The 14,969-nt window shown below is 65.1% G+C and carries 16 protein-coding genes; 8 read left to right on the forward strand and 8 right to left on the reverse strand.

Annotated features, from left to right (window positions below; genetic code table 11):
* Positions 1 to 45 precede the first annotated feature (45 nt).
* Complete coding sequence (locus D4754_RS21200; protein WP_121067838.1) at positions 46 to 228, reverse strand: hypothetical protein; 183 nt, start codon at positions 226 to 228, stop codon at positions 46 to 48.
* A 105-nt stretch (positions 229 to 333) separates the two neighbouring features.
* Between D4754_RS21200 and D4754_RS21205 the strand changes: the two genes are divergently transcribed.
* The 3 genes from D4754_RS21205 (at position 334) to D4754_RS21215 (ending at position 2,498) form a co-directional block, all read left to right on the forward strand.
* Positions 334 to 948: a uracil-DNA glycosylase family protein gene (locus D4754_RS21205; protein WP_121067869.1), complete on the forward strand. Its 615-nt coding sequence runs from the start codon at positions 334 to 336 to the stop codon at positions 946 to 948.
* Entirely contained in the window at positions 945 to 1,739 is a 795-nt protein-coding gene (locus D4754_RS21210) for an SseB family protein (RefSeq protein WP_121067839.1), read from the forward strand. Before D4754_RS21205 ends, D4754_RS21210 begins: the two co-directional genes overlap by 4 nt.
* 240 nt (positions 1,740 to 1,979) lie before the next feature.
* Positions 1,980 to 2,498, forward strand: a complete 519-nt coding sequence (locus D4754_RS21215) for a YHS domain-containing (seleno)protein (RefSeq protein WP_121067841.1) — start codon at positions 1,980 to 1,982, stop codon at positions 2,496 to 2,498.
* Between the two features lie 114 nt (positions 2,499 to 2,612).
* On the opposite strand, the gene D4754_RS21220 is transcribed toward D4754_RS21215, so the two are convergent.
* Complete coding sequence (locus tag D4754_RS21220) at positions 2,613 to 3,911, reverse strand: MFS transporter (protein ID WP_121067843.1); 1,299 nt, start codon at positions 3,909 to 3,911, stop codon at positions 2,613 to 2,615.
* 158 nt (positions 3,912 to 4,069) lie between these two features.
* Complete coding sequence (locus tag D4754_RS21225) at positions 4,070 to 4,669, reverse strand: GcrA family cell cycle regulator (protein WP_121067845.1); 600 nt, start codon at positions 4,667 to 4,669, stop codon at positions 4,070 to 4,072.
* Positions 4,670 to 5,030: 361 nt separating this feature from the next.
* Between D4754_RS21225 and D4754_RS21230 the strand changes: the two genes are divergently transcribed.
* Positions 5,031 to 6,209 carry an aspartate aminotransferase family protein gene (locus D4754_RS21230; RefSeq protein WP_121067847.1) on the forward strand — a complete coding sequence of 393 codons (1,179 nt, stop codon included), beginning with the start codon at positions 5,031 to 5,033 and terminating at the stop codon, positions 6,207 to 6,209.
* 70 nt (positions 6,210 to 6,279) lie between these two features.
* Positions 6,280 to 7,206: an ornithine carbamoyltransferase gene (gene argF / locus D4754_RS21235; protein ID WP_121067848.1), complete on the forward strand. Its 927-nt coding sequence runs from the start codon at positions 6,280 to 6,282 to the stop codon at positions 7,204 to 7,206.
* Between the two features lie 166 nt (positions 7,207 to 7,372).
* Here the strand turns inward: argF and D4754_RS24605 are convergent, their stop codons facing one another.
* Positions 7,373 to 7,507: a hypothetical protein gene (locus tag D4754_RS24605; RefSeq protein WP_276208640.1), complete on the reverse strand. Its 135-nt coding sequence runs from the start codon at positions 7,505 to 7,507 to the stop codon at positions 7,373 to 7,375.
* A gap of 67 nt (positions 7,508 to 7,574) precedes the next feature.
* On the opposite strand from D4754_RS24605, the gene D4754_RS21240 reads away from it, so the two are divergent.
* Positions 7,575 to 9,083 carry a class I adenylate-forming enzyme family protein gene (locus D4754_RS21240; protein WP_121067850.1) on the forward strand — a complete coding sequence of 503 codons (1,509 nt, stop codon included), beginning with the start codon at positions 7,575 to 7,577 and terminating at the stop codon, positions 9,081 to 9,083.
* A 79-nt stretch (positions 9,084 to 9,162) separates the two neighbouring features.
* On the opposite strand, the gene D4754_RS21245 is transcribed toward D4754_RS21240, so the two are convergent.
* The 4 genes from D4754_RS21245 to D4754_RS21260 form a co-directional block, all read right to left on the reverse strand.
* On the reverse strand, positions 9,163 to 10,017 hold the full coding sequence (locus D4754_RS21245; protein ID WP_121067852.1) for an HpcH/HpaI aldolase/citrate lyase family protein: 855 nt from the start codon (positions 10,015 to 10,017) through the stop codon (positions 9,163 to 9,165).
* Entirely contained in the window at positions 10,017 to 10,478 is a 462-nt protein-coding gene (locus D4754_RS21250) for a MaoC family dehydratase (protein ID WP_121067854.1), read from the reverse strand. The genes D4754_RS21245 and D4754_RS21250 overlap by 1 nt, the downstream gene beginning before the upstream one ends.
* A 160-nt stretch (positions 10,479 to 10,638) precedes the next feature.
* Positions 10,639 to 11,604: a LysR family transcriptional regulator gene (locus D4754_RS21255; RefSeq protein WP_121067856.1), complete on the reverse strand. Its 966-nt coding sequence runs from the start codon at positions 11,602 to 11,604 to the stop codon at positions 10,639 to 10,641.
* A 79-nt stretch (positions 11,605 to 11,683) separates the two neighbouring features.
* Positions 11,684 to 11,989, reverse strand: coding sequence for a hypothetical protein (locus D4754_RS21260; protein ID WP_121067871.1), 306 nt, complete (start codon positions 11,987 to 11,989; stop codon positions 11,684 to 11,686).
* Between the two features lie 189 nt (positions 11,990 to 12,178).
* Here D4754_RS21260 and lepA point away from each other — a divergent pair, with 189 nt between their 5' ends.
* The gene (lepA, locus tag D4754_RS21265) at positions 12,179 to 13,978 is read left to right on the forward strand and encodes a translation elongation factor 4 (protein WP_121067858.1); all 1,800 of its coding nucleotides are present in this window, start codon (positions 12,179 to 12,181) and stop codon (positions 13,976 to 13,978) included.
* Positions 13,979 to 14,156: 178 nt separating this feature from the next.
* Positions 14,157 to 14,588: a nuclear transport factor 2 family protein gene (locus tag D4754_RS21270; RefSeq protein ID WP_121067860.1), complete on the forward strand. Its 432-nt coding sequence runs from the start codon at positions 14,157 to 14,159 to the stop codon at positions 14,586 to 14,588.
* The last annotated feature ends 381 nt before the right edge of the window (positions 14,589 to 14,969 follow it).

The following is a 14,969-nucleotide window of genomic DNA, read 5'->3' on the forward strand; positions in this document are numbered from 1 at the left end:
CGCTCACAGGAACGCGACGCTTTTCTTTTCAGACCTTTGCCGGTCTCAGGCGTTTTGCGTTTCGACCTGGCAGACGGCACCGGAAAAGAAGCTGAGAACCGCCCCGAAGCTGAACAGCGCCAGGGTAAAGCCGATGGCAACGACGAAGTCGATCACGACCGGGCCGATGCTGCGCATGCCTTCGGGCCGGCCAAGGCCAGCGGGCGGGCGGCGATCCAGACGCGACACATGGGCGGCCCAAATCCGATTATCCGCTCCGGTGCAAAGGTGCGGGAGCCGTTCCGGCACCGGCGGTACTGGCCAATCCCGGCCTCTGCCCCCATCTATCGCGGCATGAGCGACCTCGGCCGACCCATTCCCACCCACGACCCGCTTGCCGACCGGATCCGCGCCTGCCGGATCTGCGCCGAACGCTTTGCCGCGACCGCCACCGCCCATGCGCCGCGCCCGGTGGTCTGGTTCCGCCCCGGCGCGCGGATGCTGGTGGCAGGGCAGGCGCCGGGTGCGCGGGTTCATGCCTCGGGCCGGCCGTTCACCGATCCGTCGGGCGACCGGCTGCGCGACTGGCTGGGGATCGACGAAGCGACGTTCTATGATCTGTCCGGCGTGGCGGTGGTGCCGATGGCCTTCTGCTTTCCCGGCTACAACGCGAAAAAGGCCGACCTGCCGCCGCCGCCCATCTGTGCGCACACGTGGCACGGACAGGTGATGGACGCGCTGGACAGCGTCGAACTGAAGATCCTGGTTGGCGGTCATGCCCATCGCTGGCATATGGGCCGTCAGGTTTCCGTCACCCGGACCGTGGCGAATTGGCGCGATCATGCACCGCGGGTCTTTCCTCTGCCCCATCCGTCGTGGCGCAATACCGGCTGGCTGAAGAAAAACCCCTGGTTCGAGACCGAGCTTCTGCCGGTTCTGCGTGCCCGGGTCGCAGAGGTACTTTCATGACCGATCCCACACCTATCGACCTGGCCCATGCCGCGATGGAGGCCGCGCCCGACGACGATGCCGCGCGGCTGCGCTTCTTCGAACGCGTCGCGGACAACGAGCTGTTCCTGATGCTGGCCGCCGATCCGCAGGGCGACGCGATCAGCCCAGACATCTTCAACGTGGCCGACGGCCAGTTCGCCCTGGCCTTCGACCGGGTCGAACGGCTGGCCGATTTCGCCGGCGCCTCGGTGCGCTACGTGGCGATCCCGGGGCGGGCCTTGGCGGGCTTGCTGTCAGGGCAGGGGATCGGTCTGGGCCTGAACCTTGAAGTCGCGCCGTCGTCGATCCTGATCCCGCCCGATGCGCTGGCATGGCTGTCGGACATCCTGGCGCAGGCCCATTCCGGCGCGCCGGTGGCGGAAGAGGCGCAGATCTCGGAACTCCGTTCGCCCGCAGGCGTGCCCGAGGCGCTGTTGTCGGGGCTGGATACCAAGCTGGCCAGCGCCGCGGGGCTGGCGCAGATGGCCTATCTGACGGCGGTGGATTACGAAAGCGGCGCCTCGGGGCACCTGCTGGCCTTCATCGACGCGACCGAAGGTGCCGAGACGGCATTGAGCCGGGCGGTGGCCGAGGCCCTGGTCTTCTCGGGGATAGAAGCGGGCGCCATCGACGTGGCGTTCTTTGGCGCGTCGGAGCCGATGGCGGCACGGCTGGCGCGGGTGGGGCTGCGGTTCGACCTGCCGGTCTCGAAAGGGCTGAACCGCACCGCGCCGGGCAGCGATCCTTCCAAGCCGCCGAAATTGCGGTGAGCGGGGAGGGGGCTTTGCCCCCGTCCGTCCTGCGGACGGACTCCCTCAAAGGTATTTGAAGACCAAAGACGTGTGCGGATCACGCTTCTATTTCAGGGGCATCACGAGCGATGTCGGGCTGTCACGAGGGTGAGAGACCCACTGTGGCCGGCGCCGGGCCCGGTCTAGGGTGATGAGGCGCCGCGATATTTCCTGCGGCGCGAACGGATCCAGTCCTTACAGGGAGCTTTCGTGCCGACCATGAACCGATTTGCCATGATTCTTGCCGCCGGCCTTTTCGCCGCGCCCGCCGCCTTTGCCGGCGACCAGTACACCGATGAGACGGGCTACGCCGTTTCGGGATACGATGTCGTGGCCTACCGCGACCTTGAACAGGCCCCGCCGGGCCAGAGCCAGCCCGAAGCCGTGCGGGGCAAGGCGGACATCACCGCCGAGCACAACGGCGCGACATTTGCCTTCTCGACCGAGGAAAACCGCGCGAAATTCCTGGAAAACCCGGACTATTACGCGCCGCAATATGACGGGCACTGCGCCTATGGCGTGGCCAAGGGTGGCAAGGTGCCGGGCAATCCGCACCTGTGGCGGATCGTCGACGACAAGCTGTACCTGAACATCACGCCTGTCGTCGTGGGCTTCTGGGAGGAAGACATTCCCGGCAACCTCGACCTGTCGGAAGGCAACTGGGTGGATATCGAGCCCACGCCGGCCTCGACCAGCACGATCCCGAAATACACCTCGCCCGGTCCCGTCGCGGACTGAGCCCGGGCCTCGACGGCCACAGAACGCGCCTGCACCCGACCTGTCCCCCCGGACAATGCGGGCGCTGGGCCGTCAGGCGGGAAAGGCCGGCTGGGAACAGCCGGCCTTTTGCCGTCAGCGCAGCGGTTCGCGGAAGGTTTCGCGCATCGTCAGAACAGCCACGAGAGAAACGGCCGACGCGGCCATGATGTAGTAGGCCGGCGCAAGGTCGTCATGGCTGGCCCCGATCAGCCAGGTGACGACCATCGGTGCGGTGCCGCCGAAGACGGCATAGGGCAGGTTGTAGGCAACGGACACCGCCGTCACCCGGATCCTGCCGGGGAAGAGCTCGCACATCGCGGTGGGCAGGCAGCCGCTGAAGACGGCGATGATCGCGACCATGATCAGCTCGCCCGTCAGGATCAGCGTGCCGTTGTCATGGTGCAGCAGCCAGAACACCGGGTAGGCGCCCAGCCCCATCAGGAGGGTGCCGGCCAGCAGCATCGTCTTCCGTCCGACAAGGTCGGACAGGTAGGCCATGGCCGGCAGCAGCACGACCAGAACCACGAGGCTGATCGTGTTCAGGTCAAGCGCCAGCCGCTGGGTGACGGTGTTGTATTCGACAAGGTAGGTCACGAGGAACACGAACCCGCCGTAGAAGGCGATCGAGCTCATCACGCAGATGCCGATGATGCGCAGCATGTCGGCCCCGTGATTGCGCACGGCATCGACCAGCGGCACCTGCTTTTCGACATTGCCTTCCAGGTCGTCGACTTCGGGTGCGACCAGCGTTTCCTCGACATGGCGGCGCAGGTAGACGCCGGCGAGGCCCAGCACGATGCCCAGCAGAAACGGCACACGCCAGCCCCACGCGCTCATCGCTGTGTCGGACAGCAGGTTCGACAGCAATGTCGCAACACCCGATCCCAGAAGAAGGCCCAGAACAGCGCCGGTGACGCTCCACGATCCGGCAAGGCCGCGGCGGTTCGGCGGCGCGTTTTCGACAAGGAAGGTGGCCGAGCTGGTGTATTCGCCGCCTACCGACAGGCCCTGGCACAGGCGGAAGAGGGTCAGGAGCAGGGGGGCGGCCACGCCGACCGCGGCATAGGTCGGAAGGAACGCGATCAGCGTCGTGGGGATGGCCATCAGCCCCACCGATAGCGTCAGCGCCAGTCTCCGGCCGAACGTGTCGGCGATATGGCCCATGACGATGCCGCCGATGGGGCGCATCATGAAGCCCGCGGCGAAGACGCCGAAGGTGGCGATCAGGCTCACGGTTTCGCTGTCGGCGGGGAAGAAGTGCTTGGCGATGATCGGCGCAAGAAAGCCGTAGATCGCGAAATCGTACCATTCCAGAACGTTGCCGATGGCGCCGGCGATGTTCGAACGGCTCCAGAAGGCGCGCGGGCCTTCGGCCTGTGCGGTTTCGGTCATGTCACGGTTTCCCCCGCCCGTGCACGCAAATGAGGCGTGCGGTCGGGTTCAGATAGAAAGGGGGAGATGTATGACGCAAGGGTAAGCTGCCAGCGGGAAGCTGTTACCCGGGGAAGTGACGCCGCGCCAACACAGCACGGCGCCGTTCGATCGTGTGATTACCGCCGGCGGTCGCGGCGTGCGCTCATCGGCTGGAAGGCGACGCCGACATGGGCTTCGCAATAGGGCTTGCCGGGCTGGGCAGGCAGGCCGCAGAACCAGAAATCTTCCGTCGCCGGATCGCCCACGGGCCATTTGCAGGTCCGTTCCGTCAGGTCCATCAGCGTCAGCTTCAGTGCGCCCTTTTCGACTTCGCTGACCTTGGCCAGCGCTTCGGGGCTGATTTCATTGGCCGATGGCTGTGGCGGCAGGGGCTGCCCCGCGGGCACGATCTGCTTGCGCGGGTTGACCGGCGCCGAAGGGGCGGGCCGGGCTTCGGGTTCGGGCGCGGCATCGGCCGTTTCGGCCTTGGCCGTTTCGGGCGCCGCTTCCGGCTGCACCGCTTCGGGCTTGCTGGCCGGTTTAGGCTTTGCTTCCGCCGCTGCGGGCTTTGCCGCCGCCGCCGGTCCGCCGGTGCGGTTCGACAGGCCCAGGCGATGCACCTTCCCGATCACGGCATTGCGGGTCACGCCGCCCAGTTCCTTGGCGATCTGACTGGCGGATTGACCCTCGCCCCACATTTTCTTGAGCAGTTCAACGCGCTCGTCGGTCCAGGACATGCCAACCCCATCTCGTATAGCGGACAACCCGGAAGGCGCCCGCCGTCAATTTCATCAAGCTTGGCTTTCGCCAGACCGACATATTAGTCTTTCGGGGCGGAGTTACAAGGTACAGGCCCCATAGCCCGGCAGCAGCGTACTGCAATTCCCACTTCCCTTTCCCGTGTGCAAGCGCTAAAGCCGCGCCATGGTCACTGGTATTGCCAATATCGCCTCGCGACGCCGACGTCGCACAGCCTGAAGCGCCCCGGCGCTCGGGCCAATGCCCGTACGACCTGACTTTCCCTTACATTTCGTTGACGTTCCCAGCCCCATCCGGCACTTCTGTGGCCTGTCCTGGGACTTATCAGAGGAAAATCTCATGATCCCGTCCGTTCTGCCGACATATAACCGTGCGCCGCTCGAATTCGAGCGCGGCGAAGGCGCTTGGCTGATCGAGAAGGACGGGCGACGCTTTCTGGACCTGGGCGCCGGCATTGCCGTGAACGCGCTGGGCCATGCCCATCCCGATCTGGTTGCCACGATTTCCGATCAGGCGTCGAAGCTGTGGCATGTGTCGAACCTCTACAAGATCCCGCAGCAGGAAGCGCTGGCGAACCGGCTGGTCGATCTGACCTTTGCCGACACGGTCTTCTTCACGAACTCGGGCACCGAGGCGTGCGAACTGGCCGTGAAGATGGCGCGGAAGTATTTCTACGAGAAGGGTGAGCCCGAGAAGGTCGACATCATGACCTTCGATGGCTCGTTCCATGGCCGGTCGTCGGCGGCCATCGCCGCGTCTGGGGCCGAGAAGATGGTCAAGGGCTTTGGGCCCGTGCTGCCCGGTTTCGTGCATCTCCCGTGGGAGAACGCGGTGGAGGCTGCGAAGGCCGCGGTGACCGACACTACCGCCGCCATCCTGATCGAACCGATCCAGGGCGAGGGCGGTATTCGTGTGTTGCCCGATGCCGAACTGAAGGCGCTGCGCGACCTGTGCGACACGCACGGCCTGCTGCTGATCCTTGACGAGGTGCAGTGCGGCGTGGGCCGGACGGGGCGGCTCTTTGCCCATGAATGGGCCGGGATCACGCCGGATATAATGATGGTCGCCAAGGGCATCGGCGGGGGCTTCCCGCTGGGCGCCGTGCTGGCCACCGAAGAGGCCGCAAGCGGCATGGTCGCGGGCACCCACGGGTCGACCTATGGTGGCAACCCGCTGGGCTGTGCCGTGGGCCTGACGGTCCTGAACCATGTGGGCGATCCGGATTTCCTGGCCGACGTGAACCGCCGGGCGGGCCTGTTCCGTCAGCGACTGGAAGGGCTGGTGGCGGATCACCCGGAGGTGTTTGAATCGGTGCGTGGCACCGGGCTGATGCTGGGCCTGAAATGCAAGCCGCCCGCGGGTGAAGTCGTGGCGGCGGGCTATGCGGCCGGGGTCATCACCGTGCCTGCGGCGGACAACATCATCCGCCTCATCCCGCCCCTGAACCTGACCGAGGACGAAATCGGCGAAGCCATCGCGCGCCTCGGCGCCGCCGCAACGGCCCTGACAGCCGGATAAACAAGCCCAACTGCCCGGAGAACGCCAGCCCAAGGACGGCGGCGGTCTCCGGCCTGATCGACGGACAGACATGAACCATTTTCTGGATATTCACACCACCGACCCGACCGACCTGCGGCAGATGATCGAAGATGCCCGCGCCATGAAGACGGCCCGCGCCGGCCGCCCGCGCGGCGCGGCGGACGACACCCGGCCGCTGGAGGGTCACGTGGTGGCCCTGATCTTCGAAAAGCCATCCACCCGGACGCGCGTGTCCTTCGACGTCGGCGTGCGCCAGATGGGCGGCGAGACGCTGGTGCTGTCGGGGTCCGACATGCAGCTGGGCCATGGGGAGACGATCGCCGACACCGCCCGCGTGATGTCGCGCTTCGTCGATCTGATCATGATCCGGACCTTCGATCCCTCGGTCCTGACGGAAATGGCCGAAGCCGCCGACGTGCCGGTGATCAACGGGCTGACCGACGCCTCGCATCCCTGCCAGATCATGGCCGACGTGATGACGTTCGAAGAACATCGCGGCCCCATCGCCGGGAAGAAGGTCGTCTGGACGGGCGACGGCAACAACGTGTGTTCGTCCTTCCTGCACGCGGCCGGGCAGTTCGGGTTCGACCTGACCTTCACCGGTCCGCAGGTGCTGGACCCGGCCGCGGCCGATGTGGCCTATGCGCGCGAGAAGGGCAGCGAGATCCTGATCGAACGCGATCCCTACAAGGCGGTCGAAGGCGCAGACCTGATCGTGGCCGACACGTGGGTTTCGATGCACGATGCCCAGTCGGCGCGCGAACGGCGCCACAACCTGCTGCGGCCCTACCAGGTCGACAAGCGGTTGATGGAGGCGGCGGGGTCGGACGCGCTCTTCATGCATTGCCTGCCCGCGCATCGCGGGGAAGAGGTGACGTCGGAAGTGATGGACGGTCCGCAATCGGTGATCTTCGACGAGGCGGAGAACCGGCTTCACGCGCAGAAGGCGATCCTGCGCTGGTGCCTGGGCGTCTGACCTTTGCTGACGGGCCGGCACAGATCGCCGGCCCGTTGCGCTTCGCGGGCACCTCGCTTTTTCCCGGGCCGTTCCTGCCTGACCTGACATAGGGTGACCAGGCGCCTGATCGGTTCCGGTGGCCGGACCGTTGCGGTGCATCACGCAGCAGCCACACGGGGCAGCGCTACATGTCGACGCCCTTGTTCGAGGCGATCCCGGAAGCCATGAGCGAGGACGAGATCGCACTTACGAAATCGACCCCGAGGTTCCAGTTGGGCTGACGCCCCCGACCGGGTTTCGGGCGCGCGGCGTCTTTCATCCGTGTTCCCGGATTTACAGCGCGAGGCGCCGCGGTATCATTCCGTGCGGGAACGAGGAGGGACAGGATGAACCCTGCAGAATGGCTGGCCCGGACGGCGAAAGCCGTGCCGGAGGCGCCGGCGCTGTTTCACGGCGCACGCCAGATCTGCGACTATGCCGGGTTCGCCCGGATGGCCGGGTCGGTCGGTGCGCTTCTGGCGCAACGCGGGATCGGTCCCGGGGACAGGGTCGCCGTGTTCCTGCCCAACGGTCCCGATTACCTGCCGACCCTTTACGGTATCTGGTATGCAGGCGCGACAGCCGTTCCGGTCAACGGCAAGCTGCATCCGCGGGAAGTGGCCTGGATCACCGGTCATGCGTCGGCGCGGCTTGTCTTTGCCACGGACCACCAGGCGCTGGCAGGGGCCGGCGTCGACGCCGAACTGATCGGGCCGTCGGCCGATCTTTATGCACGGGCGCCCCTGGGCCATCCCCATCCGCTGGGCGCCGACCATCCTGTCTGGATCTTCTACACCTCGGGCACCACCGGCCGCCCCAAGGGCGCGATGCTGAGCGCGGGGAACCTGATGGCCATGTCGCTCGGCTATCTCGCGGATGTCGACGACGTTCATGCCCGCGATGCCGCGCTCTACGCGGCGCCGATGTCCCACGGTGCGGGGCTTTACAATTTCGTTCACGTGCTGCGGGGCGCCCGCCACGTGCTGCCCGAAAGCGGCGGGTTCGATCCGGCCGAAATTCTGGATCTGGCCCGTAGGCTGGGGCCCGTGTCGATGTTCGCGGCACCCACCATGGTCAAGCGCCTTGTCACCGCGGCCCGGGCTGCGGTCGACAGGGGCCATGGGATCAAGACCATCGTCTATGGCGGGGGGCCGATGTATGTCGCCGACATCCGCGAGGCGCTGGATCATTTCGGGCCGAAATTCGTCCAGATCTACGGACAGGGCGAAACGCCGATGACGATCACTGCCCTGTCGCGTGCAGACCTGGCCGATGCGTCCCATCCCGACCGGGACAGGCGCCTGGGCTCGGTCGGCCGGGCCCATTCGGTGGCCGAGGTCCGCGTGGTCGATGATGCGGGGCGGCCCAAACCGCACGGGGAGACCGGCGAAATTGTGGTGCGGGGACCGACGGTGATGCTGGGCTATCTGGACGATGACGCGGCCAACGCGAAGGCGCTCCGCGACGGCTGGCTCTGGACCGGGGACCTGGGGCGGCTGGATGCGGACGGCTACCTGACGCTGCAGGATCGCGCCAAGGACCTGGTGGTCTCGGGCGGAACCAATATCTATCCGCGCGAGGTCGAGGAAGCGTTGCTGACCCATCCCGGCGTCAGCGAAGTGTCTGTCGTGGGCAAGCCCGACCCGGACTGGGGAGAGATCGTGGTGGCTTTCGTCGTGGCCGCCACGCAAAGGCCCGAGGAGGCCGATCTGGACCGGGCCTGCACCGACCGGATTGCGCGCTTCAAGAAGCCGAGGCGGTACATCTTCGTCGATGCGCTGCCGAAGAACAATTACGGCAAGGTCCTTAAGACAGACCTCCGCGCGCGGCTTGGGTCCGGTCGCACTGGGGAATGACCCGGGCGCGCATGCGCCCATCGCGCCTCGACCGCCGGGGCGGGCGGGTGGGGCGCGAGAGGCGCGATCCTTCCCGGTATCAGTCCCGCCCGGCCATCGCCATGATCTTGCGCGCGGCGCGCTCGTGCGGCTTGTCGATCATCTGCCCGTCGATCCGCACGACCCCCGCCGTGGGGTCGGCGGCGAAGGCGGCCAGCACTTTCTCGGCCCAGTTCAGTTCATCTTCCGTCGGCGTGAAGGCCGCGTTCACCGGGGCCACGTGTTTCGGGTGGATCACTGCCTTGGCGCCGAACCCGTCGCGGCGCGCGGCGTTGGCCTCGGCCTCGACCACGGACAGATCGTCCAGCACCGCGCAGATCGTGTCGACCGGCACGACGCCCGCCGCCGCCGCCCCCGCAAGGCACAGGTTCCGCGCCAGCCGGAACGGCTCGTGATAGCCCTCGCGTGCGCCGTTCTCCTTGGCGCCCAGCGAGGCCGCCAGATCCTCTGCCCCCCACATCAGGCCCCAGAGCCGCGGATCGCAGCCCTTGTACGTGCCCAGCGTGAACAGGGATCCGGCCGTTTCGGTGGCAATCGCAAGGATCGGTGTCTCTCCCAGCCCATGCGCTGCCTCGAACGCCGCAAGGTAGTGGGCGCAGCGGTTCAGATCCTCCGGGCCTTCGCATTTCGGCAGCGCGATCCCGTCGGGCGCATGGGGCATCACGGCGGCCAGGTCGGCCAAGGTCAGCCCCGTGTCCAGCGCATTGACCCGCACGAACAGCTTCTGCCCTTCGCGCTTCTGGCCCAGCATCCGACCCACGATGCCGCGGGCGGCGTCCTTTTCGGACAGGGCCACCGAATCCTCCAGATCCAGGATCAGCGCATCCGCCTCGCCATCGCGGGCCTTGCCGAACTTGCGTTCGCTGTCGCCGGGGACGAACAGGAAGCTGCGCATCACGCGTCCCCCTGCGGTTTCTTGTACAGAAGCGACGTGCGCTTGCACTTGGCCACCAGCGTGCCGTCCTGCTTGTAGCAGCGGTGCTCGAACTCCACGATGCCCCGGTCGGGCTTCGAGCGGCTCTCGCGCAGCATCGTCACCGTGGTTTCCGCGCGCAGCGTGTCGCCGTGAAAGACCGGGTTCGGGAAGACGACATCCGTGAAGCCCAGGTTGCCCACCAGCGTGCCCAGTGTCGTGTCCTGCACCGACAGGCCCACGAGGATCGCGAAGGTGAACATGGAGTTGAACAACCGCTGGCCCCATTCCGTCTGCTCGGCGAAATGCGCATCGATATGCAGCGGCTGCGGGTTCATCGACATCAGGCTGAACATGGTGTTGTCCGCCTCTGACACCGTGCGGCGCAGCTCGTGCTGGAACTCCTGCCCTTCGTGATACTCGTCGAAAAAGAGACCGGCCATTCAAACCCTCCATCAATTGCCTTCTGCATGATCTGCATGAGACCCGCCCCAAAGGAAAGCAAAGGCACCAAAAAAAGGGCCATGCGCCGGCGCATATCGGGGCGTGCAAAATTGCATGATCGAGCGAACGCTGGGTCGGCTCGCTCCCCTGAGCGTCCGACTACTTCCCGATGACTTCCAGCGAACCCGAAAGCCACGGCAGCTTCGCAGTCGCGGGCTCTGTGATCTGGCTGCGCACCAGCCGGCGCATCATGTCGGCCACGTCGCGGGGGACGCGGTCGGTCCAGTCGGTTCCGGCAAAAAGCGAGATCTTGCGGCCCTCGTTGCCGAAGGGCAGGGGATAGGCGTCGATCGCATCGTGGAACCGCGTGGCGCGCATGTAGCCCAGCGGCGTCGTGATCGCCCAGCCGACGCGCCGCGCGACCATGGCCATCAGGGCCAGGTGACTGCCGATTTCGAAGCGGTCGTCGAACTGCAGGCCATGCCGGGTCAGGATGCCTTCGACCTGCTGTGCGATCAGTTGTTCGCGGGCATAACGCAGCAGCGGCAGGCCGTGGATATCGGAAATGATCTTTTCCGGATCGCTGACCCAGCCGGCCGGCGTCACAAGGATGAACGGGTCTTCGACAAGCGGGTATTCCGTCACCCCGTCCATCGCCTCGCCCGTGCTGGCGGCCACGGCGATGTGGAATTCGCGGGCCTTCATCGCGGCGGAAATCTCGCGGCTGGAGGCCGTGATCAGCTTGAACCGGCAGCGCGACAGCGAATCCGCCAGTTCGGTCACCAGCCGCGGGGTCAGGTCATTGTCGAAATCGTCGATCAGCCCGATGGACAGCGTCGTCAGATCGCCCAGGTCCATCACCGTCAGTTCGTTCTGGGCAAGGCGAAGCTCGCTCAGAACCGCTTCGGTGCGGGACAGGAAGGCGCGTCCGGCGGGCGTCACGCGCATCGGGCGACGACCGTGATCGACAAGATCGACCCCCAGCGCCTGTTCCAGATTGCGCAACTGCTGGCTGACCGCCGGCTGACTAAGCCCGGTCCGTTCCGCCGCCTGAGCGACCGACCCCGTACTGGCGAGCGCCTCGAACACCTCGAGCCCCCGCAACGTCACACCCTTGATCAGCATTCTGCCGTCCTGCCATTCCCCCCGCGCTGTTCCTTAATGGCACAGTGCACGGGGTCAAGGTTAAAGACGACAGTTTTGGTCAACCACAGGTTCTCCGCGCAGTATCGCCGAATTTTTTGTAGTTTTTCCACAAGACTTCATCACGGGCGCGATCCGACTGCCGGGTTTCCTGCGCCCGATGCGGATCCCGGAACCACTTGGCGACCTTGCGGCGTTCCGAGAACGAAAGCGTCTTTTGCGCAACGTTTTGTATACAACTGCACAATCTGTCGGACGCCGCGGTGCGTTCCGACTCGCGGCAGGCCCGCTCGACAACGCCGCCTGCGTTTGCGCATGCCCCGGCCAGACACAGACCGAGAGAGAGTAAGATAATCGAATTTTTCATGGACTGCCTCTTGCCCATCTGGTTTGCACGTCCGGCCCGGTTTGCCCGGATCCGTGGCGGCCCGGCTTTGCCGGTTTTCCGCCTTATGGCGTCCTAGATACCGTCAATCGGGGCTTCAGATCAATCTTCTATCGCTGGCAGGCGCGTCCCGCTTGACCGGCCCGGCGTTCACGATCATATGCACGTTCCATGACAGACCTCGCGCATATCCGGAATTTCTCCATCGTCGCCCATATCGACCACGGCAAGTCCACGCTTGCCGACAGGTTGATTCAATCGACCAATACGGTGTCCGAACGCGAGATGAAGGAACAGCTGCTCGACGCGATGGACATCGAGCGCGAGCGCGGCATCACCATCAAGGCGAACACCGTCCGGATCGAGTACATCGCCGACAATGGCGAGTTCTACGTGCTGAACCTGATCGACACGCCGGGCCACGTCGATTTCGCCTACGAGGTCTCCCGTTCCATGCACGCGGTCGAAGGCTCGCTCCTGGTGGTCGACAGCACCCAAGGGGTCGAGGCGCAGACGCTTGCCAACGTCTACCAGGCCATCGATGCGGATCACGAGATCATCCCGGTCCTGAACAAGATCGACCTGCCCGCGTCGGAACCCGACCGGGTGAAGGCGCAGATCGAGGACGTGATCGGGATCGACGCCTCCGACGCGCTGCTGGTGTCGGCCAAGTCCGGCATTGGCATCCACGAGACGCTGGAGGCGATCTGCCACCGTCTTCCCGCGCCTTCGGGCGACCGTGACGCACCGCTGAAGGCCATGCTGGTCGACAGCTGGTACGATCCCTATCTGGGTGTCGTCGTGCTCGTCCGGATCATGGACGGCGTGATGAAGAAGAACGACCGCGTGCGGTTCATGCGCTTCGGCACCGTGCACCAGATCGACCGGATCGGCGTCTTCCGCCCCGCGATGCAGAATGTCGATGAGCTGGGCCCGGGCGAGATCGGGTTCATCACCGCGTCGATCAAGCAGGTCCGCGACACCAAGGTTGGCGACACGATCACCCATGAAAAGAGGGGCACCGACAAGGCGCTTCCGGGCTTCAAGCCGTCCGTTCCAGTGGTGTTCTGCGGCCTCTTCCCCGTCGATTCCGCCGAATTCGAAGACCTGCGCGACGCGATCGAGAAGCTCGCCCTGAACGACGCCTCGTTCTCGTACGAGATGGAGACCTCCGCCGCGCTGGGTTTCGGCTTCCGATGCGGGTTCCTTGGGCTTCTCCACCTCGAAGTGATCCGCGACCGGCTGGAACGCGAATACGGGATCGACCTGATCACCACCGCGCCGTCGGTCGTCTACCATGTATTCATGAAGGACGGGGAGGTGCTGGAACTGCACAACCCCGCCGACATGCCCGACCTGACCCATGTCGATCATATCGAGGAGCCGCGGATCAAGGCCACGATCATGGTGCCCGACGACTACCTGGGCGACGTGCTGAAGCTGTGCCAGGACCGCCGCGGCATCCAGCAGGAGCTGACCTATGCTGGCAGCCGCCCGCTTGTCGTCTACGATCTGCCGCTGAACGAGGTCGTGTTCGATTTCTACGACCGGCTGAAATCGGTGACCAAGGGCTATGCCAGCTTCGATTACCAGATGATCGGCTACCGTGAAGATTCGCTGGTGAAGATGCAGATCCTCGTGAACGACGAACCCGTGGACGCGCTTTCCACCATGGTGCACCGCGATCGGGCGGAACAGCGCGGCCGGGCGATGGTCGAGAAGCTGAAGGACCTGATCCCGCGCCACATGTTCAAGATCCCGATCCAGGCGGCCATTGGCGGCAAGGTCATCGCGCGCGAGACGCTGTCGGCCATGCGCAAGGACGTGACGGCGAAATGCTATGGCGGCGACGCGACCCGGAAGCGCAAGCTGCTGGACAAGCAGAAGGCCGGCAAGAAGAAGATGCGCCAGTTCGGCAAGGTGGACATTCCGCAGGAAGCGTTCATCTCGGCGCTGAAAATGGACAGCTAGGGGCGGGGCAACGCTGCGTGGCAACCACGCACCCTACGCACAACTGCCCCCGTAGGGTGCGTGCTCCGCACGCACCATCCGCGGCCGCTCATCTCCCCAGATACACGCCAAACACGAAAAATCCTGTCCTCCTGCCGCAGAGCTATCTAAACTCTGCCGCAACACTGGAGGATAACCCATGAAACCCATCCGCACGCTGGCCCTGCTGGCCGCTCTCGCCACGTCCCCCGCCCTGGCCGACGGGATCGAAGCCGACGACGCGGCGCTGATGGTGGGCACATGGGTTGGGGTCGTCGCCTCGGGCAATGCCGACACGGTGGCGAGCGTCCTTGCCCCGGAATTCCAGATCGTCCGCGGCAGCGGCACGCAGCACGACGCGGCGTCCTACGTTCAGAACAACTTCCCCAAGATCACGTCGATCCCCGACGCCACCGACTTCGTCGTCACGGGCGAAGGCGACATCCGCGTGGTCAGCTATGTCCTGCAGATCACCGAGACGGTCGACGGCAAGGAACTGCAACACGAAGCCCCCCGCCTGACCGTCTTCCGCCGCATCGGAGAGACATGGTTCGTTTCGGCGCATGCGAATTTTGCTTTGCCGCAGGGGTGACAGCTTTCCCAGCTTGAAATTTAGTCGAGGCACGGAAAATAGGAGGCACTATTTCTTATGCGCTAGAACAGCGCCGCAATTCGCTCCTCAAGACTAATCAAAAGTACGGCAACGATGATATCCATGGCAATTGTAAATGAGAAATTCACCCATTTCTTGTTGTACTTTTTAAGCCGGGTCAGTTTTCGCCTGCCGTCAAATTCGCTTAGGCAGATGAAGGAGGGGCGCGGTCGCCTCAAAGACCGAGTTAGTCTTGGGCACCTCGATTTTTGACTGTTTTCTCGACTATGGAGCAGTTGGCGCAGCCTGAAGGGCTTGGAAGGCCGTCAGTTGACGGGTTGTTGCGTCGGGTCTGATGATGCGCAGCCCATTTCAGGGTCG

It is taken from the genome of Chachezhania antarctica, from assembly GCF_003646465.1.
GTDB lineage: Bacteria > Pseudomonadota > Alphaproteobacteria > Rhodobacterales > Rhodobacteraceae > Chachezhania > Chachezhania antarctica.

What these genes read in the sequence shown, in the direction of transcription:
- D4754_RS21205 (WP_121067869.1), top strand. Translation starts at nt 334, where the DNA reads ATGAGCGACCTCGGCCGACCCATTCCCACCCACGACCCGCTTGCCGAC.
- D4754_RS21230 (WP_121067847.1), top strand. Translation starts at nt 5,031, where the DNA reads ATGATCCCGTCCGTTCTGCCGACATATAACCGTGCGCCGCTCGAATTC.
- D4754_RS24605 (WP_276208640.1), bottom strand. Translation starts at nt 7,507, where the DNA reads ATGAAAGACGCCGCGCGCCCGAAACCCGGTCGGGGGCGTCAGCCCAAC.
- D4754_RS21260 (WP_121067871.1), bottom strand. Translation starts at nt 11,989, where the DNA reads ATGAAAAATTCGATTATCTTACTCTCTCTCGGTCTGTGTCTGGCCGGG.
- D4754_RS21220 (WP_121067843.1), bottom strand. Translation starts at nt 3,911, where the DNA reads ATGACCGAAACCGCACAGGCCGAAGGCCCGCGCGCCTTCTGGAGCCGT.
- D4754_RS21215 (WP_121067841.1), top strand. Translation starts at nt 1,980, where the DNA reads ATGAACCGATTTGCCATGATTCTTGCCGCCGGCCTTTTCGCCGCGCCC.
- argF (WP_121067848.1), top strand. Translation starts at nt 6,280, where the DNA reads ATGAACCATTTTCTGGATATTCACACCACCGACCCGACCGACCTGCGG.
- D4754_RS21250 (WP_121067854.1), bottom strand. Translation starts at nt 10,478, where the DNA reads ATGGCCGGTCTCTTTTTCGACGAGTATCACGAAGGGCAGGAGTTCCAG.
- D4754_RS21225 (WP_121067845.1), bottom strand. Translation starts at nt 4,669, where the DNA reads ATGTCCTGGACCGACGAGCGCGTTGAACTGCTCAAGAAAATGTGGGGC.
- lepA (WP_121067858.1), top strand. Translation starts at nt 12,179, where the DNA reads ATGACAGACCTCGCGCATATCCGGAATTTCTCCATCGTCGCCCATATC.
- D4754_RS21245 (WP_121067852.1), bottom strand. Translation starts at nt 10,017, where the DNA reads ATGCGCAGCTTCCTGTTCGTCCCCGGCGACAGCGAACGCAAGTTCGGC.
- D4754_RS21240 (WP_121067850.1), top strand. Translation starts at nt 7,575, where the DNA reads ATGAACCCTGCAGAATGGCTGGCCCGGACGGCGAAAGCCGTGCCGGAG.
- D4754_RS21270 (WP_121067860.1), top strand. Translation starts at nt 14,157, where the DNA reads ATGAAACCCATCCGCACGCTGGCCCTGCTGGCCGCTCTCGCCACGTCC.
- D4754_RS21210 (WP_121067839.1), top strand. Translation starts at nt 945, where the DNA reads ATGACCGATCCCACACCTATCGACCTGGCCCATGCCGCGATGGAGGCC.
- D4754_RS21255 (WP_121067856.1), bottom strand. Translation starts at nt 11,604, where the DNA reads ATGCTGATCAAGGGTGTGACGTTGCGGGGGCTCGAGGTGTTCGAGGCG.